General features: G+C 69.8%; 14 protein-coding genes. 6 read left to right on the top strand and 8 right to left on the bottom strand.

Annotated elements, in window-relative coordinates; genetic code table 11:
* Positions 1–143: 143 nt before the first annotated feature.
* Both AQJ46_RS16950 and AQJ46_RS16945 read left to right on the top strand, forming a co-directional pair.
* Positions 144–506 carry a four-helix bundle copper-binding protein gene (locus AQJ46_RS16950; protein WP_057611561.1) on the top strand — a complete coding sequence of 121 codons (363 nt, stop codon included), beginning with the start codon at positions 144–146 and terminating at the stop codon, positions 504–506.
* A 203-nt stretch (positions 507–709) separates the two neighbouring features.
* Positions 710–1,483, top strand: coding sequence for a class I SAM-dependent methyltransferase (locus AQJ46_RS16945; RefSeq protein WP_059206841.1), 774 nt, complete (start codon positions 710–712; stop codon positions 1,481–1,483).
* A 12-nt stretch (positions 1,484–1,495) separates the two neighbouring features.
* Here the strand turns inward: AQJ46_RS16945 and AQJ46_RS16940 are convergent, their stop codons facing one another.
* Positions 1,496–2,809, bottom strand: coding sequence for an LCP family protein (locus tag AQJ46_RS16940; protein WP_059206393.1), 1,314 nt, complete (start codon positions 2,807–2,809; stop codon positions 1,496–1,498).
* 119 nt (positions 2,810–2,928) lie between these two features.
* Here AQJ46_RS16940 and AQJ46_RS16935 point away from each other — a divergent pair, with 119 nt between their 5' ends.
* Positions 2,929–3,486 carry an acyl-CoA thioesterase gene (locus AQJ46_RS16935; RefSeq protein WP_059206392.1) on the top strand — a complete coding sequence of 186 codons (558 nt, stop codon included), beginning with the start codon at positions 2,929–2,931 and terminating at the stop codon, positions 3,484–3,486.
* Positions 3,487–3,524: 38 nt separating this feature from the next.
* Here the strand turns inward: AQJ46_RS16935 and AQJ46_RS16930 are convergent, their stop codons facing one another.
* Positions 3,525–4,985 carry an LCP family protein gene (locus tag AQJ46_RS16930; RefSeq protein WP_079072311.1) on the bottom strand — a complete coding sequence of 487 codons (1,461 nt, stop codon included), beginning with the start codon at positions 4,983–4,985 and terminating at the stop codon, positions 3,525–3,527.
* A gap of 131 nt (positions 4,986–5,116) precedes the next feature.
* Between AQJ46_RS16930 and AQJ46_RS16925 the strand changes: the two genes are divergently transcribed.
* Complete coding sequence (locus AQJ46_RS16925) at positions 5,117–6,145, top strand: glycosyltransferase family 2 protein (RefSeq protein WP_059206390.1); 1,029 nt, start codon at positions 5,117–5,119, stop codon at positions 6,143–6,145.
* 31 nt (positions 6,146–6,176) lie between these two features.
* On the opposite strand, the gene AQJ46_RS16920 is transcribed toward AQJ46_RS16925, so the two are convergent.
* The 6 genes from AQJ46_RS16920 to AQJ46_RS16895 all read right to left on the bottom strand — a co-directional run bounded on the left by AQJ46_RS16920 (position 6,177) and on the right by AQJ46_RS16895 (position 15,393).
* Positions 6,177–7,718 (bottom strand): LCP family protein, encoded by a 1,542-nt coding sequence (locus AQJ46_RS16920; RefSeq protein WP_059206389.1) that lies wholly within the window; start codon positions 7,716–7,718, stop codon positions 6,177–6,179.
* A 153-nt stretch (positions 7,719–7,871) separates the two neighbouring features.
* Complete coding sequence (locus tag AQJ46_RS16915) at positions 7,872–9,611, bottom strand: LCP family protein (RefSeq protein WP_079072310.1); 1,740 nt, start codon at positions 9,609–9,611, stop codon at positions 7,872–7,874.
* 160 nt (positions 9,612–9,771) lie between these two features.
* Positions 9,772–11,373, bottom strand: a complete 1,602-nt coding sequence (locus AQJ46_RS16910) for an LCP family protein (RefSeq protein ID WP_079072309.1) — start codon at positions 11,371–11,373, stop codon at positions 9,772–9,774.
* Positions 11,374–11,458: 85 nt separating this feature from the next.
* Positions 11,459–13,201, bottom strand: coding sequence for an LCP family protein (locus AQJ46_RS16905; RefSeq protein ID WP_059206386.1), 1,743 nt, complete (start codon positions 13,199–13,201; stop codon positions 11,459–11,461).
* A gap of 153 nt (positions 13,202–13,354) precedes the next feature.
* Complete coding sequence (locus tag AQJ46_RS16900; protein ID WP_059206385.1) at positions 13,355–14,536, bottom strand: LCP family protein; 1,182 nt, start codon at positions 14,534–14,536, stop codon at positions 13,355–13,357.
* Positions 14,537–14,658: 122 nt separating this feature from the next.
* A complete protein-coding gene (locus AQJ46_RS16895) occupies positions 14,659–15,393 on the bottom strand; it encodes a TIGR03089 family protein (RefSeq protein ID WP_059206384.1) in 735 nt (244 codons plus the stop codon).
* Positions 15,394–15,522: 129 nt separating this feature from the next.
* Here AQJ46_RS16895 and AQJ46_RS16890 point away from each other — a divergent pair, with 129 nt between their 5' ends.
* The gene (locus tag AQJ46_RS16890) at positions 15,523–16,992 is read left to right on the top strand and encodes an N-acetylmuramoyl-L-alanine amidase (RefSeq protein ID WP_063803816.1); all 1,470 of its coding nucleotides are present in this window, start codon (positions 15,523–15,525) and stop codon (positions 16,990–16,992) included.
* A 162-nt stretch (positions 16,993–17,154) separates the two neighbouring features.
* Positions 17,155–18,237, top strand: a complete 1,083-nt coding sequence (manB, locus tag AQJ46_RS16885) for a mannose-1-phosphate guanylyltransferase (RefSeq protein WP_059206382.1) — start codon at positions 17,155–17,157, stop codon at positions 18,235–18,237.
* The last annotated feature ends 122 nt before the right edge of the window (positions 18,238–18,359 follow it).

The raw sequence follows: 18,359 nt of genomic DNA, 5'->3' as shown, positions 1-18,359 counted from the left end.
GTTCCGGGGGCTTTTGTCGTACCGCGGCTGGGGCATTTCGGGGTGGATTGTTCGTGTCCGCCCGATGGCGCCGCGCGAGACAGGGGCGTAGGACGGAAGAGCACGGGGCCCGCCCCGGGTTCCCGCATCCCCCAGGAGGAGCCATGACCCAGGCCGAGAGCATGTCCACGATGAGCAAGGAGATGCAGGACTGCGTGGCGGCGTGCATGGAGTGCCACAGTGTCTGCGAGGAGACGATGAGCTCCTGCATGCAGATGGGCGGCCAGGCGCAGATGCAGATCATGCGCGCGCTCATCGACTGCGCCGAGATGACCCGCATGTGCGCGGACATGATGATGCGCCGCTCGCCCCTGTCGGCGGAGATGTGCGCGATGTGCGCCAAGGCGTGCGAGATGTGCGCCGAGGCGTGTATGTCCATGCCGGACGATGCCCAGATGATGCGCTGCGCGGAGGCGTGTCGTCGCTGCGTGCAGACCTGTCGAGCGATGTCGGGGATGGCGATGTGACGCCTGCCGGCTGACTGATCAAGGGCACCCGCCGGGGTGTCCTTGATCACCGGGGGTGCAGACTGCTGGGCATGACCTCGCCCGAGAACACGACGCCGCCCTACACGGATGAGCGGGGACGGCCCGCGGACCGGCTCTTCCAGCCGCCGCCGCTGCCCCCGGCGACGGACGCCACCGAAGCCTTCGACGCCGCCGAGCGCGACATGTGGCAAGGGCGGACCGAGGCCTACGCCGGGAGTTTCGCGCGGCTGTGCGCCCACCCGGTCGGGGCCCTGCTCGACGCGGCCGGAGTCGGCGAGGGGACACGGGTCCTCGACGTCGGGACCGGCACCGGTACGGTGGCCGCGGCGGCGCGCGAGCGCGGTGCCCGGGTGAGGGCCGTGGACGCCGACGCCGGGATGGTGGCGGCGGCGCGTGCCCGCGGGCTCGACGCGCGTACCGGTGTACTGCCCGAACTTCCTTATGGTGACGGCGAGTTCGATGCCGTCGTCGGCAACTTCGTCGTCAACCACGTCGGCCGCCCCCGCGCCGCCCTCGCCGAACTCCACCGTCTTCTGCGCCCCGGCGGCCGGATCGCCCTCACGACGTGGAGCGCACGGCGCGGCGCGGGACAGGACCTGCTGGGCCGGGCCTGTGAGGCGGGCGGGGCCGTACCGCCGGCCTACCTCCCGCGGCTGGATCCGGTGCAGGACTGGACCCGTACGGCGGACGGCCTCACCGAACTGCTCGCAGGGGCCGGATTCATCGAGGCGGAGGCGGCCGAACTCACGTGGGAGCACCGGGCCGGAGTCGAGGAGTGGTGGAGCGCCGCCGCAGGCGGGGTCGCCACGATCGGACTGATCGTCACCTCGCAGGACCCGGGGACCGTCGTACGGATCCGGCGGGAGTACGAGCGTCTGAGCGCCGAACACACGGTGGCGGAAGGGCAGTTGGCCCTTCCGCACATCGCGCTGCTCGGCTCGGGACGGCGGGCTTGAGGACCCTGGCCCTCAGTTGCCCGAGACCGTGACCTTCTCGTCGTTCTTCAGCTCGTCGACCAGGGTCTTCACCTTGGCCTTGTCCCACAGCAGGTTGCCGCCCGTGGAGCCGGAGATCGGCATGTTCATGGACGTGCCGTCACCGCCGTTGACGCCCTTCATCGCCCAGAACATCTTGGCCAGGTCGTACAGGCCCATGTCCTTGTCGACGATCAGCGAGTCCAGGCCCGCGCCCATCGTCGGGTAGAGCTTGAACGGGTTCAGGATGGTGCTCGGGGTGGCGACCTGGTTGGCGAGCGCGTTCAGGAACTTCTGCTGGTTCTTCGTGCGGTCCAGGTCGGAGCCCGCGAGGGCGTACCGGGTGCGGACGAAGGCGAGGGCCTGGTCGCCGTTCAGGGTCTGCTTGCCGGCCGTGAAGTCGGCACCGGACTTGGTGTCCTTCATGCCGCCCTTCGGGATGTCGATCTCGACCCCGCCGACCGCGTCCACGATGTTCGCGAAGCCGGCGAAGCCGATCTCGACGTAGTGGTCGATCTTCAGGCCGGTGTTGAACTCGACCGTGCGCACCAGCAGTTCGGGGCCGTCCTCGGCGTAGGCGGCGTTCAGCTTCACGTGCCGGCCCGTGCCCTTGTAGGTCTTGCCGGACTCGGAGCCCACGAAGGTCGGGATCTCCACGTCCGAGTCACGCGGCAGCGAGATCAGCGTGTCGCCGTTGCTGCCGGTGTGCAGGATCATCATCGAGTCGGTGCGCTTGCCCGCGGCGGAGCCGGTGTGCAGCTGCTTCTTCTGCTCCGAGGAGAGCCCGGCGCGGCTGTCGGAGCCGACGATCAGGTAGTTGGTGCCGTCGCCCTGCTCCGGCCGGTCGATGACCTTGGACAGGTCGACCTCGCGGTTGAGCTTGGAGTCGGCCCAGAAGTAGGTGGCGACGGTCGTCACGATCAGCCCGGTGATCACGACGATCGCGGTCCACTTGATCCGCTTGCGCCAGTTCGGCGCGGGCCGCGGACCACGGCCGCCGCCGCCCGGCTCGCCGGGGCCGCCGTAGCCACCGCCCCCGCCGGGGGCGCCGTAGACCTGGCCGGTGTTGTAGCCGCTGTCATAGCCACCGCCGTGGCCCTGGCCGTCGACGTACGACGGCTGCTGGGGCACGCCGTTGCCGTACGGCGGCGCGGACGGGCCCTGACGGCCGTACGCGCCCTGCCCGGGCGCCCCCTGATCGCGGCGGACCTGCCGCATCACGCGGGCGCTCTCGGGCTGTGCGCTCGCGCTGCCGCGTCCGTACCGGTCGCGGTCGTCGCCGGACCATCCCTCGGGCCAATCGTTCATGGGGCCCAGTGTGCCGGTACCGGCTGTGCCCTATACAAGGGTCGTCGGAAAATCAGAGCAGCGCTGTTGCCAAGCTGACACAAATTCCGCGATTGTCATCACGGCATAAGGTGGAGGCCATGACAGACCAGGCCACCCTCGCGCAACCGGGTACTCCGGAGATCCCGGGCAAGCTCACCTCGGCGTCCCGCACCACGCTGAGCCACATCATGACCCAGGCCGACACCAACCTTCTCGGTACCGTGCACGGCGGCGTGATCATGAAGCTGGTGGACGACGCGGCGGGCGCGGTGGCCGGGCGGCACAGCGGTGGGCCCGCCGTCACCGCCTCCATGGACGAGATGGCGTTCCTGGAGCCGGTCAGGGTGGGTGACCTCGTCCATGTGAAGGCCCAGGTCAACTGGACCGGCCGCACCTCGATGGAGGTCGGTGTGCGGGTCCTCGCGGAGCGCTGGAACGAGTCCACGCCCGCCACCCAGGTCGGCTCCGCCTACCTCGTCTTCGCCGCGGTCGACGCCGACGGCAAGCCACGCCGGGTCCCTCCGGTGCTCCCGGAGACGGAACGGGACGAGCGCCGCTACCAGGAGGCCCAGATCCGCCGCACCCACCGCCTCGCGCGACGCCGGGCGATCATGGAACTGCGGGAGAAGCGGGCGGCGGAGGGCTTCGAGGACTGAGCCCGCCCCCGTGAGGAAGCTCACGGGCAGCGCTCCGCCTACACGCACCCCACCTCGTCCCCCGTGACCACCCCGAACTCCCCCTGGAGCTCGTCCTCGGCCCGTACCTTGCGCACCCGCTCGAAGTCCGCGCCCGCGATCACCTTCAGCACCGCCCCCTGGCCCTTCACCGCCCGCAGCTCGCTGCCGGGCAGGGCCGCCGCCAGGGAGCGGGCGGAGCGGTCCCAGCGGGGGTCGTAGGCGACGACCGTGCGCTTCAGCGTCCGGTCGGCGGCGTTCACCGGGAACCCCGTCGTACGGAACCCCGTCGCCGCCAGCGCCGCGTCCACGCGCTTGCCGAGCCCGCCCGCCGCCGTGCCGTTCTCGACCTGGACGCGGATCTGCTGCGGGGCCACCGGGACCAGCAGCGCCTTGTTCTTCGGCTTGTCCGCGGCCAGCGGCTGGTCGTCGCGCAGGGACTTGAAGAGCCGCGACGACTTCACCGGGTCCCACTTCAAGGTCGACCCCACGCCCTTGACGACGTATCCCATCTGCCCGATCGGCACGGTCGTGAACTCCGAGGAGGAGGGGGAGAAGTTGCGCATCGCCCGGCCCAGACCGAGCAGTTCGTCCGTGCCGAAGCCCTTGTCGGCGCGTACGGAGCCGAGGACGGCCCGGGTCACGTCGCGGAACCTCATCGGGTTCAGGAGGATGCCGGACGAGGTCGCCCGGTCGATCAGCGCCGCGAGGAAGCGCTGCTGCCGCTTCATCCGGCCGAGGTCGGAGGAGCCGTCGGCGTGCCGGGAGCGGACGTACTGCAGGGCCTGCCCGCCCATCAGCCGATGCCGGCCGGCCGCCAGGTCGAGGCCGGTGTACGTGTCCTTGAGCGGGTCGGCGTTGCAGATCTCGACGCCGCCGAGCACGTCGACCGTCCTCATGAAGCTGGTGAAGTCGACCTCCAGATAGTGGTCGATCTTCACGTGGGTCATGTTCTCGACGGTCCGGACCGTCAGCTGGGGCCCGCCTTCCGCGTAAGCCGCGTTGATCTTGAGGGGGTGCCCGTGGTGGCGTTCCCCCGTGGTCACGTCGACGTGCTCGGGCGTCATCGCGTACGAGTCGCGCGGCAGGCTCACCACGCTCGCCCGCTCCCGGTCCTCCGAGATGTGCACGATCATGATCGTGTCGGTGCAGTGGCAGGGCTCGCCGCCCAGCCGGTACTTCAGCCGCTCGGCCTCGGTGATCTTGTCGCGGCCGTCGGTGCCGACCAGCAGCACGTTCATGCCGTCTCCGGCGCGCGGCCGGTTCTTCATGTCCTTGAAGGGGTCCACGCGCGCGATGTCCGCGTCGAGGCTGGTGACGACCGCGTGCCCGATCCCGGCGGAGGCGAGCACGACGACGGACAGCGTGGTCGCCGCCCGCATGCCCCAGCGGGGCCGCTTGCGTCGCACGGGCGGCCGGGAGGGCCGGCGCTGCGGGGGGCGAGGGCGGGCGGCGGAGGGGCGGGGCGGCGTGCTGGGCATGGGGGGACACCTCCGCGAGGGCAGCCGAACGAGGGATCATGAGCACCGTAGGCCCATACGATCTGCGACGACCGGCACCGCCCCGGGCGGGGCGCGGCGGTGTCCCCCGTTCGCGGTAACGTGAGCCCCCTATGAACGCCAAGCCCGACGTGCAGCTCCCCGCCGTATCTGTGATCATGCCCGTCCTCGACGAGGAGCGGCATCTGCGCGGAGCCGTCCAAGCGATCCTCGCGCAGGAGTACGCCGGCGAGATGGAGGTCGTGATCGCCCTCGGTCCGTCCACGGACCGCACGGACGAGATCGCGGCTCAGCTCGTAGCGGAGGACTCCCGCGTCCACACCGTCCCGAACCCCACCGGCCGCACCCCCGCCGCCCTCAACGCCGCGATCAAGGCATCCCGCCACCCGATCGTCGTCCGCGTCGACGGGCACGGCATGCTCTCGCCGAACTACATCGCGACCGCCGTACGGCTCCTGGAGGAGACCGGCGCGCAGAACGTCGGCGGCATCATGCACGCCGAGGGCGAGAACGACTGGGAGCGCGCGGTCGCCGCCGCGATGACCTCGAAGATCGGGGTGGGCAACGCGGCCTTCCACACCGGTGGCGAGGCACAGGCGGCCCAGACCGTCTACCTCGGTGTCTTCCGGCGCGAGGCGCTGGAGCAACAGGGCGGCTACAACGAGGAGTTCATCCGCGCCCAGGACTGGGAGCTCAACTTCCGGATCCGTGAGGCGGGCGGGCTGATCTGGTTCTCGCCGGAGCTCAGGGTGTCGTACCGCCCGAGGCCGAGCGTGAAGGCCCTCGCCAAGCAGTACAAGGACTACGGCCGCTGGCGGCACGTCGTGGCCCGCTACCACGAGGGCTCCATCAACCTGCGCTACCTCGCCCCGCCGACCGCGGTGTGCGCGATCGTGGCCGGAGTCGTGGTCGGCGCCGCGCTGACCCCGCTCGGCTTCGTCGTCCCCGGCGGCTACCTCGCGGCGATCGTCCTCGGCTCGCTGCCCGCGGGCAAGGGGCTCCCGCTGAAGGCACGGCTCCAGATACCTGTGGCGCTCGCCACCATGCACATGTGCTGGGGCTACGGCTTCCTGACCAGCCCGCGCTCGCTGGCCAGGCGGGTCATCGCCTCGCGGCGGCCCGCGGTGCTGAACAAGGTGTGAAGGAGGGTGCCCCGCCCGGGGGCACCCTCGCTCACCAGGTGAAGCCCGGGTTCACGTGCATACAGGCCGTGTCGTCCGCGCCGTTGAGGGCCTCCGCGGTCTTCGGGGTCGTGTCGTCCTGCTGGGGTGCCTTGTACGTCGTGCCCTCGCGCCAGTCGGCGCCGACGACGAGGGTGACCCCGGAGACGTCCGTCGACTTCTTCACCGAACTCATGGGAATCCCCAGGGACTTGGCGACCGCCTGGGCGTCGCCCTCCAGTTCGGCGCTCGGGTAGCGCACCAGCGTCGTCGCCTCGCTCAGGGACCCCGTCCGGTCGGAGACCGCCTTGTCGTAGCCCTTCTCCACCAGCAGTCCGGCCACGGTGCTCGCGCGGCCGCTCGCCGCGGCCAGGGCGTTGGTGCGGGTGCCGTTCTGGACCACGACCCCGATCTCGTCCTTCGCGGCTGCCGGATCGTCGGAGGCCGCCCCGGCCTTCTCGGCGGTCGCCTTCTTCGCGTCCTTGCCGTCCAGCGCGATGTCCTCGCGCACCAGCCGGAAGAGCTTCTCGGCGTCCTCGGTGGGCTCCACCCGGGCGCCCACGTACCGGTTGGGCATCGTGGTCATGGTGATGCGCTCCGGCTCCACCTTCCGCAGCTCGTTGCTGAGGTCGTAGAGCTTCTTCACGGTGCCGAGCCCGGAGTCGACCGTGATCGCGCTCGTGGCCTGCTCGGCCAGCTTGCGCAGCTTGTTCGGGCTGCTCAGGGTGGCGTTGGCGCGCAGCTCGCGGACCATCGAGTTCATGTACATGTGCTGGGCCTTGGCGCGGGCCAGGTCACTGCCGTCCTCGAAGCCGTAACGGGTGCGCAGCCACTGCAGGGCCTGCTCGCCCTTGATGGAGGTGGTGCCCTTCTCCAGCTTCAGGCCGGAGCCGTGCCCCTGGCTGTCCCGCGAGTGGATGTTGGCGTCCACGCAGACCGGGACGCCGCCGATGGCATCGGCCATGGACACCACGCCCGAGAAGTCGACCATCATGAAGTGGTCGATGTGGATACCGGTGAGCTCCTGCCAGGTGGCCACCGTGCAGCCCGGGCCGCCGTGGCCGAGGCTCTGGTTGGTCATCGCCCGGCCGTCGCTCGCCGCGTACACCTTGCCGTCGTCCGGATCCGTGCACTTGGGGATCTTCACGAGGGTGTCGCGCGGCATGCTGACGACCGAGAGGTTGCTGCGGTCGGCGGACAGGTGCAGCAGCATCTGCACGTCCGCGAGCGGAGTGGAGCCGAACGTCTCCTTGGCGCCGCCCAGCTTCTGGTTCTCCTCGTTGTCCCGCGCGTCGGAACCGATGACCAGGATGTTCAGCGGGGTCTGGCCCGCCGCGTTCGGCGTGGGCTCGGCGACCTTGTTGTCGCCCAGGTTCAGGTCGTCCTGCTCGATGTTGGAGTTCAGGTGCCGGTAGTAGAGGTAGCCGGTCCCGGCCACCGCGAGTATCAGCACCGCGAGCGTCGTCGCGGACCATCTGAGCATCCGGTGCTTGCGTGGCGCCCTGCGGCTGCCGTGCCCGGACTCCGCCTCGGTCCCCGGCGCGACTTCCTGCACGCTGTATTGCGTTGTCAACGTTTCCGTCCTCCCCACCCACCCCACCGGACCCGCACGCCATGCGTCGGGCCCGCCGCACGTCTTAGACATACGACGGGCCCGTGAGGTTGCCCTACGAAGCTGTGTGAGACCTGGGTCCTGCCCCGGGGGACCTCAACTCGCGCACTGCGCCTTGTCCGCCGTGGACTTGTCCACGCCCGGTGCGGCCGCCGTGGAGGAGTTGAGCTTCACGCCCGCGCCCTTGAAGTCCTTGCCCAGGGTGAGGGTCATGGTCGGCAGGCCCTGCGCGTTGGTGACGCTCTTGCCCGGCTTCATCGCCGAGCCGGAAAGCCCCATGATGTCCGCCAGCCTGCGCGCCTGGTCGGCCTGGTCGGGGGCGTACTCCAGGGTCGTCTTCGCCAGCGCCGCCTCGGCGTTGCCCGCGTTCTCGGACTTGGTCACACCTTCCTCGGTCTGGAGGTAAGAGAGCTGCTGCTGCGCGCTGCCCCCCGCCGCACCGCCGTTGAGGATGCGCACACGCACGTCGGACGCGGCGGACTTGGTGCCCTTGAGCCGGGCCGCGACCTCCGCCTTCTCCTTCTTCTCCTGCTTCTTGACCTCGGTGAAGGAGACGTCGTTCTTGATCGCGTCGAAAATGGCGGGGGCTTGCGTCTCTTCGACGACCACCGTGGCCTTGACCGTCTCGGCGGGATTGTCCTTGACCGGGATCGTCATGAAGCTGATGTTCTTCGTCGGCACCTTCTTCAGCTCCAGGGCGATGTCCTTGAGCGTGCCGACCTTGCCGATCGCCTTGTCCACGGTCAGCGCGTTGGTCGCGGCCTCCGCCAGCTTCAGCAGCTTGGTGGGGCTGGTGAGGGTGTCGCCGGAGGTCATCTTGCGCATCAGCGATCCCAGGAACTGCTGCTGCACCTTGATCCGGTCCAGGTCTCCCTCGTTGCCGAAGGCGTGCCGGGTGCGCACGAAGGCGAGGGCCCGCTCGCCCTCCACCTTCGACTTGCCCGCGGGCAGGACGAGCTTCGACTTCTCGTCGTCGACGGCCTTCTCCACACAGACCTCGACCCCGTCCACCGCCGTGGTGAGGGTCTTCACCGCGTTGAAGTCGGCCATCACGAAGTGGTCGGGCTTGATGCCGGTGGCCGTCTCGACCGTGCGCATCGTGCAGCCCGCGTCCCGGCCGCTCTCACCGAGGCTCCGGTTGAAGCGGACGTCCTCCTGTCCCGCGACGACCGTCTCGGTGCCGTCCTCCTGCTTGGTCCGGCAGTCCGGTATGTCGACGATCAGGTCGCGCGGGATGCTGAGCGCGGTCGCGTTCGTCCGGTCCTTGGCGACGTGCAGCAGGATGTTGGTGTCGGCGTGGCCCACGCTGCCCGCGTCGCCGTAGCCCTCGTTGCCCTCACCGGTGCGCTTGTCGGTGCCGATGATGAGGATGTTGAAGGCCTCGTCCTTGCTGAAGCTGCTCGCGGCCGCGTCGCCGACGTCGGTCGTGCCGACGTTGCCCTCGAGGTGCTTGAGGTAGAAGTAGCCCGTCGTGGCACCGGCGACCAGGACGAACGCCATCGTGCCGCCGGTCCACAGCAGGGCCTTCTTCGCCTTCGACTTCTGCTTGACCGGCCGCCGTCCGCGCCGCCCCGGCAGCGGCTCCTCGGGCGGTGCGCTCCGGCGCCTGCGCGGCGGCGGTACGTCCCGGCCGGGGGCCACGGGGGTGGTCGTACGACCGGCGGGTGCACCCATCCTGCTCGGCGAGGGCGCGGCCGCGGCTCTACGCGCACCGGGAATGCCCGACTGCGGTGCGGAAGGACTCAGTCGCAGTTCGTATTCACCGGTGGTCGGATTGAGCACCCACTGGTCTGCGGGGTCGACGTCGTCCGCCCGCCCACGGCCTTGTGCGTCCACGGTTGTCCGAATCCTCCGTCAGGGCCACGCGGCGATCGCTGGATCGCTCACACTATCCGCCCGGTTGGGCCTTGAGCGACGTGAGTTGTTCCTGCGCCGATTCTGTAAGTATGTACGTACGCCCGGCCCCCTCCGTTCGGCCCCCGGCCGTCCGGTTCGCCTACCACTGGTAGACCGAGTACACGTCCATGCACTGACCGGTGTCCGAGCCGTTGATGGCGTCCGAGTTGCCCGGCAGGTCACCGGCCTTGGCCTCGGACTGCTTCGGATACGCCGTCCCGGTACGCCAGTCGGCGCCCACGACGAGGGTGACCCCGGAGACCTCGGTCGACTTCTTCACCGAACTCATGGGGATTCCCAGGGACTTGGCGACGCGCTGGGCGTCGCCCTCCAGGTCGGCGCTCGGGTAGCGCACGACCGTGCGGTCCTCGGAGAGGCCCGCCGTCGCGTCCTTGGACGCCTGCGAGAAACCTTTCTGCACGAGCTCCTCGGCGATCGTGCCGGCGCGTCCGCCCACCGGGGCGAGGGTGGAGGTCGCCGTCGCGTTCTGCACGAGGACGCCGATCTCGTCGTCCGGCGCGGAAGGCGTTTTGGTGGCCGCGACGGTCTTCTTCCCCTTCGAGGCCTTGCCCTTCTTGTCGAGGGACACGTCGTCGCGGAGCATCTCCCAGAGCTTGTCGGCGTTCGCGCCGTCGGGTACGACGTGTTCCTTGTTCTTCGGGTCCTGGACGTTCGGCATCGTCACCGAGGTGATGCGGTCCGGCGGCACCGACTTGAGCTGCATGCCCAGGTCGTAGAGCTCCTTGACCGAGCCGATCTCCTCGGACACCTTGAGGGACTTCGTGGCCGCCTCGGCGAGGCCCATCAGCCGCGGGGTGTCGGTGAAGACGTTCTGCCCCTTCAGCGTCCGGATCATCGAGTTCAGATACATGTGCTGAGCCCTGGCCCGCATCAGGTCGCTGCCCCAGGCGTGCCGGGTGCGCAGCCACTGCAGGGCCTCCTTGCCCTGGACCTTGTGCCTGCCCGCCGTCATCTTCAGCCCGGAGCCGCCGGGCACCCGGGCAGTCGGGTGGTCCCACACGTTCTGCTTCACACAGACGGAGACACCGCCGATGGCGTCCGCCATCCTCACCACGCCCGAGAAGTCGATCGTCATCCAGTGGTCGATGTAGACCCCGGTGAGGTTCTGCCAGGTGGCGAGCGTGCATCCGGCGCCGCCGCGCGCCAGGGAGTAGTTGATGATCTCGGTGGTCGGCGGGTACGTCTTCCCGGTGTCCGGGTCCGTGCACTTGGGGATGTCGACCCGGGTGTCGCGCGGGATGGTCACCATCGCGGCGCTCTTGCGGTCGGCGGACAGGTGGATGAGCATCTGCACATCGCCCAGCGGCGGGTTGCCGCGGTTGTCCCTGCTGCCGCCGAGCTTCACGTTCTCGTCGGAGTTACGGCTGTCCGAGCCGATCAGCAGGATGTTCAACGGCGTCTGCCCGGCCGCGTTGGCCTCGGCCTTTCGCGCCTTGGAGTCGCCGCTGCTGCGCTCTCCCTTGCGGATGTTGCCGTTCAGATGCTGGTAGTAGAGGTATCCCGCGCCGGCGCTGCCAAGTATCAGCACGGCGAGCGTGGTCGCCGACCATCTGAGCACCCGGTGCTTGCGCTGGGCCCTGGCCCGTCGCCGCCCGTGCCGCCCGGGTCTGTCCGGACCAGGCGCCGCGGCCGGCCGTACATCCGGCCGCGCCCCCTCCTCGTGCACACTGCTGTGCCCCATCCCCTGTCTCCCCACCCTCACGCGGAACGAACGAAAAGACCTGCCGTACGACTTGTTAGACGCACGGCAGGCCTCTTAGGTCACCTCACTTGGCGCACTCGACCTTGTCGGCCGTGGACTGCTGCACCCCCTCGGGTGCCTTCGTCGCCGTGGTGAAGGACACCCCGGCGCCCTTGAAGTCCTTGCCGAGGGTGAGCGTCATGGTGGGCAGGCCCTGGGAGTTGGTGACGCTCTTGCCGGGCTTCAGCTGGGCCCCGGACAGGCCCAGGATGGCCGCGAGCCTGCGTGCCTGGTCGGCCTGGTCGGGGGCGTACTCCAGCGTGGTCTTGCTGAGCGCCGCGTCCGCGTTGCCCGCGTTCTCCGACTTCAGTACGCCCTCTTCGTTCTGCAGGTACTCCAGCTCGGCCTGCGCGCCGCCCGCCACCGCACCGCCGTTGAGGATGCGCACCCGTACCTCGGACGCGGCCGACTTGGTGCCCTTGAGCCGGGCCGCCTCCTCGGCCGCCTCGGCGCTCTTGGACGCGCTCGCCTTCTTCTTCACCTCGGTGAAGGACACGTCGTTCTTGATCATGTCGAAGACGGTGGGAGCCGTCGCGTTGTTGAGCACGACCGTCGCCTTGACCTTCTCCGTCGGGTTGTCGACGACCGGCACGGTGGTGAACGTCAGGTTCTTCACGTTCAGCTTGCCCAGCTCCAGACCGAGGTCCTTCAGCTTGCCGATGCTGTCGAGGTTGGAGTCGACGGTCAGCGCCTTGGTGCCCGCCTCCGCCAGCTTGATCATCTTCGCCGGGTTGGTGAGCGTGTCGTTCGACTTCAGCTTGCGCATCAGCGCGCTCAGGAACTGCTGCTGCAGCCCGATCCGGCTCAGGTCACCGCCGAAGCCGACGGAGTGCCGGGTCCGCACGAACGCGAGAGCCTGCTCGCCCGAGATGGTGTGCGTGCCCTTCGACAGCTTGAGCTTCGAGTCCTCGTCGTCGATGTCCTTGGCCAGACAGACCTCGACCCCGCCGACCGCCGTGGTCAGCGTCTTGACCGCGTTGAAGTCGGCCACCATGAAGTTGTCGGCCTGGATGCCGGTGAGCTCGGTGACGGTCCGCACGGTGCAGCTGGCGGTGCGTTCGTCCTGGCCCAGGCTCGTGTTGAAGCGGACGTCGTCCGTGCCCGGGATGACCTTGGTGGTGCCGTCCGACTGCGTGGTCTCGCAGTCGGGGACGTCCACGATCAGGTCGCGCGGGATGCTCAGCGCGGTCGCGTTCGTACGGTCCTTCGAGACGTGCAGCAGGATCGTGGTGTCCGCGTGCCCCACGCTGTCCTTGTCGCCGTAGCTCCCGTTGCCCGCGCCGGTGCGCTTGTCGGTGCCGATCAGCAGGATGTTGATCGCCTTGTCGGTCTGGAAGCCACCGGTGCTCGCGCCGTCGTCGGAGACGGAGGTGATGTTGCCGTTCAGGTGCCGGATGTAGAGATAGCCGCCGCCCGCCGCCGCGACCAGCACGAACGCCATGGTGCCGCCGGTCCACAGCAGGGCCTTCTTCGCCGTCGACTTCTTCTTGACCGGCCGGCGCCCACGGCGCCCCGGCAGCGGCTCCTCGGGCGGTGCGCCCCGCCTGCGCGGAGGCGGCACCGTACGGCCCGGCGCCACAGGACTGGCCGTACGACCGGCGGGTGCGCCCGCCCTGTTCGGGGAGGGCGCGGCTCTACGGGGACCGGGAATACCCGACTGCGGTGCGGAAGGGGTCAGTCGCAGTTCGTATTCACCGGTGTGCGGGTTGAGTACCCACTGGTCTGCGGGGTCGATGTCGCCCGCCTGCCCACGGCCTTGTGCGTCCACGGTTGCTGAATCCTCCGTCGGCCGGATGCACCGGAGCGCTCACACTAGCCGTCCGATTCGCCGACAGGTTACGACGGTGACAAATTCCACGCCCCTACAACCGGGCAATCCGCCCATTTGCCCGGACACCGGTTCACCGCCTTGGGAAACGCTTTACCCGCAGCTGTCCTGGGCGGCCGTGTTGCCCCGGAAGGTGGGCGCCCCGCTCTCGTTCTCAGATTCTCCATAGGGTTCTTCGCTCTGAGAATGTTCTGAAAACTTCGGGGCTTTCTCTGTCACCTTCACCGGCGCATCCTTGCGCAACCGTTCGAAAAGCCGCCGGGCCTCGGGTTCCGCGAGTTGATCACGATTGGCGTCGCCGACGTACGGCTCCCGCGGCACGGTAAGGAATTGCACACGCTCCGTAGGGATGTGCCGCAAGCCGCGCACGAGTTCGTAGAGCCCGCGCAGACTCGCCAGACCGGGATCGGTGGTGAGTGAGGAAGTCGCCGCGTCCAGCACGGGATAGAGCTTCACCGGATTCAGCAGTACGTCATTGCTCTGCACCTTGTGCACGAGCGCCCCGAGAAAACTCTGCTGACGGTCCATCCGCTCGGTGTCGCTGCCGTCGCCGAGGGACTTGCGGGCCCGCACATAGCCGAGCGCCTCCTCGCCGTTCAGCGTCACCCGCCCCGCCGGAAGCCGCAGCTTGGCCGCCTTGTCGTTGATCGGTTCGTCGAGGCAGACCGTCACTCCGTCGACGGCGTCCACCATGTCCTTGAACCCGTGGAAGTCGACGACCATGTGATGGTCCACGCGAATGTTCGTGAGTTTCTCGACGGTTCGGATCGTGCAGGCCGAACCGCCCTTCTGGAAGGCGCTGTTGAACATCGTGAACGCGGGCTCACCACGGGTCCCGTCCGACCCCAGACAGGCCGGCACCTCCACCATCAGGTCCCGCGGCAGCGACACGGCCGTCGCGGTGCGCCGTCCCGCGGACAGATGCAACAGGATCGTGGTGTCCGACCGCTCGGTCCCCGAGTCCCGCCCGTACCGCGCGTTCTCGTCCCCCGACCGTGAGTCGGACCCGATCAGCAGAATGTTCTGCGCGTCCTTGACGAGCGAGGTGGGCCGCTCCTTCTCGTACCGGGCGAGCTCGGCTGCGGCCGCGTCGTCCGGGGTGATGTTCCCGTCGAGCTTGGCGTAGAGGGCCCATGCGGCACCGGCGGTGGCGGCCACGGCCACGGCGACGGCGAGCCCGGCACCGCGCAGCCACCGCCGCCGCCGGCGGCGTATGAGCCCTTCACCACCGGCCGACGCCCCGAGGCCGGGTCCGAGGGTGCGAGCGCTGTCCATCACGAGTCGGCCCACCCCTCATGGCGTACGGATCTGTACCTACGACCATGACGCGGACCGGTTCCCGAGGGCGGCCGGTACTGCTCCACTCGGGTGACCGCCCCCGGCGTGCGACCGCCCGGTCAGCGACGAACGGCCGTGACCCGCTCACTCTCGATCCGCTTGGCGAGCCCCTCCTCGTCCAACCGCTCCAGATGACGGCACAGCACCACGGACCCCCCGGTGGCGAGCGCCCCGTACAGCCCGGCGTTCAACCCGTCCCACGTGTCGTACGGCAGTCCCGACAACACGCGATCCCCCGTCCCCTCGGCCCGAGCCCGCTCGACGACCTCCGCCGCGCTGAACTCCCGCCCCGCCACGATCAACGCGGGTTCATCAGGGTCCACCGGAGCGAACGGAACAAACCGGTCCCCCTGGCCCGGCACCTCCACGGCATAGTCCACGAAGCCGTCCGGCGGCTGCGGAAAGCGCCCGCCCAGCGGCCGCAGGGCCAGCGCGACCCGCTCCCCGGAACACGCCCGCGCCGTCTCCAGCGTGTCCGGCCCGCTCACGACCACGTCGGCCGCGGCCGGATCTCCGCCGACATCCGCGACCACCCCCACCGACGCGCAGGCCAGCAACCAGACCGCCGTCTGCCAGTGCGCGGGCAGCAGCAGCGTCACCCGGTCACCGGGCGCCGCGGCGAGGTCGCCCTGGAGGAGGTTCGAGGTCTTGGCCACCCAATTGGCGAAGGTGGCCACGGACAATTCGACACGTTCACCCGTGGCGTCGTCGTAGAAGGTCACCAGGGGGCGTCCGGGATCCGCGGCGAGCGCGGAACGCAGCAGGTCGGCAGGGGTGCGATCGGTGGCGTTCATCCGCAGAAGCGTACGCGGGCACGTGGCCCGGCGCCCCCGAGCGGGGCCACCGGTTCGGCGCAACAGGACCCGACGGTCCGTCAGTTTCCCGATGGACAGATTTATATGACTATGTCCAGGATCGGGAGCATGCGTGGACTACTTGCTTCCTCGGTCGGCGTCACCTGTGCGACCGCCCTCGCCCTGTCCCTCACCTCGCCCGCGATCGCGGCGAGACCGGTGTCCCCGGCGGCCGTGAGACCGGCGTCGGGCGCGGAAGCCCCCGGCAGCACCCAGTCGCTGCCCCTCGCGCCCCTCGCCTCCCGTGACGTCACCCTCGCCCCGGCCGACGAACAGGGCCTGCCCCGCCGGGACGTTCGGCACTTCTCCCTCGCAGGAGTGATCTGGGACGACCCGGACACCGAGCTGCACGGCCGCGTCCAGATCCGCACCCGTGCGGCCGGCACCGACACCTGGTCCGGCTGGCAGGACCTGGAGGCCCACAACGACGACACCGCCGACCCCGGCGCGGCCGAGCGCATCTCCGGCCGCGTCCACGGCGCCACTGCACCGCTGTGGGTGGGCGACTCGGACGGCGTGGAGGTGAGGGTCCGGGCCGAAGCCGACCGCAGGGCCGAGGACATGGCCCGCGGCTCCCGTACGGTGACCACGGCCGCTCCTCTCCCGGCGGGGCTGCGTGTGGAACTGGTGGACCCGGGGGAGAGCGCACCGTCGTCCACCCGGCAGGAAGCCGCGGCGGCAGACGGCCCCCACCGCGCCGTCGCGCGCTCGGCCCCCACCCCCGAACCGGCCGAGGATCCCGCCACGATGGACACGTCCGCCCCTGCCGCGGAACCGCCCGAAGACGCCACCGAGATGGACGCGTCCGCCGCCAACGCCGGTCTGGCCGCTCCCGGCGCCATCGAGATCCCGGCGCTGGACCGGCAGCAGACCGAACAGGAGCTGTTCGCCCTGCGCGCGGGGGAGTTGACGGAGCGGCAGCGGACGAAGCCGTACATCGGAGCGCGCCCGCGCATCGTCACCCGGCGCGGCTGGGGCGCCGACGAGGGGCTGCGCGAGCGGAGGTTCGTCTACACGAAGAAGGTCAAGGCGGCCTTCGTGCACCACACCGCGTCCGGCAACGGGTACCGCTGTACGCAGGTGTCCTCGCTCATTCGCGGTATCTACCGCTACCACGTCAAGAGCATGGGCTGGCGTGACATCGGCTACAACTTCCTCGTCGACAAGTGCGGAAACATCTACGAGGGCCGGGCGGGCGGCGTCGCGAGGGCGGTCCTCGGCGCTCACACCCTCGGGTTCAACACCAACAGCATGGGGATCGCCGTCGTCGGCAGCTACGGCTCCAAGAAGCCGCCCGCCGCCGTGACGAACGCCGTCGCTCGGCTCGCCGCGTGGAAGCTCGGCCTGTACGGCGCAAACCCGAGGGGGAAGACGTATCTGAAGTCGGGCGGTGGCAACCGCTATCCGAAGGGTAAGAAGGTACGACTGAACGTGATCTCCGGCCACCGGGACGGCTTCGCCACGGAGTGCCCCGGACGGCAGCTCTACCGCAAACTCGGCTCCACCCGCACGACAGCCGCCCGTCTCCAAGGTCGTTGACGGTCGCTGAGGACCGGGGAGAGTTCGTACCACCCGTTTCACCGCCGTCGGGGGGCAGGCGCGAATGCCGCACGGCCGCCGAAGGTGCCGCACAACGGTCTGCATACACTGGCCGGTCGAAAGACAGTTCGGGCCGGTCCCGGCAGGAAGCGGAGACAACAGGTGACAGAAGCGATCCTCCTGGTCGGCGGCAAGGGCACGAGACTGCGACCCCTCACGGTGCACACCCCGAAGCCCATGGTCCGCGCGGCCGGTGTCCCCTTCCTCACGCACCAGCTGGCCAGAGCGAGAGCCGCGGGCGTCGACCACATCGTCCTCGCCACGAGCTACCTCGCGGAGGTCTTCGAACCGCACTTCGGCGACGGCTCGTCCCTGGGGCTTCACCTCGAGTACGTCACCGAGGTGGAGCCCCTCGGCACGGGCGGCGCGATCCGCAACGTGGCCGCCCGTCTGCACTCCGCCCCCGACGAGCCGGTCCTGGTCTTCAACGGCGACATCCTGACGGGTCTGGACATCAGGGCGCTGGTGCGCACGCACGAGACAACGGGCGCGGACGTCTCCCTGCATCTCACGAAGGTGACGGACCCGCGGGCCTACGGACTGGTCCCCACGGACGAGACGGGCAGGGTCCTGGCGTTCCTGGAGAAGCCCCAGACCCCGGAGGAGATCGTCACCGACCAGATCAACGCGGGGGCGTACGTCTTCCGCCGTTCGGTCATCGACGCGATCCCGCAAGGCCGCCCGGTCTCGGTGGAACGCGAGACCTTCCCCGAACTCCTGTCGGCCGGAGCCCACCTCCAGGGCATGGTCGACTCGACGTACTGGCTGGACCTCGGCACCCCCGCCGCCTTCGTCCGCGGCTCGGCCGACCTGGTCCTGGGCCGGGCCCCGTCCCCCGCGATCCCCGGCCGCTGCGGCGACCGCCTGATACTCCCCACGGCCAGGGTCGCCCCGGACGCGAAACTGACCGACGGCACGGTGGTCGGCGAAGGCGCGTACATCGCGGAAGGCGCCAGGGTCTCCGGCTCGACGATCCTTCCGGGCGCGGTGGTCGAACCCGGTGCCGTCATCACCGACTCCCTGATCGGCACGAGGGCCCGCGTGGGCGAACGCTCCATCCTCACCGGCACGGTCATCGGCGACGGCGCGATCATCGGCGCCGACAACGAACTGCGCCACGGCGCGCGCGTCTGGTGCGACGCGAAGATCCCGGCGGGAGCGGTTCGCTTCTCATCGGACCAGTGAGGAGAGGTTCCGGCCGGGGCTGTCTGTCGGCTTCTTTCAGCCTGTCCGGCGTTTGAGGACGAGGCCCGTTCAGGGCCGACGGGGGCGGGGGTGCAGGGGGCGGAGCCCCCTGGGCGGGGTCG

The organism is Streptomyces canus (assembly GCF_001514145.1).
Taxonomy (GTDB): domain Bacteria; phylum Actinomycetota; class Actinomycetes; order Streptomycetales; family Streptomycetaceae; genus Streptomyces; species Streptomyces canus.
Note: the sequence above shows the minus strand (reverse complement) of the source record. Positions and strands in the feature narration are given on the sequence as shown.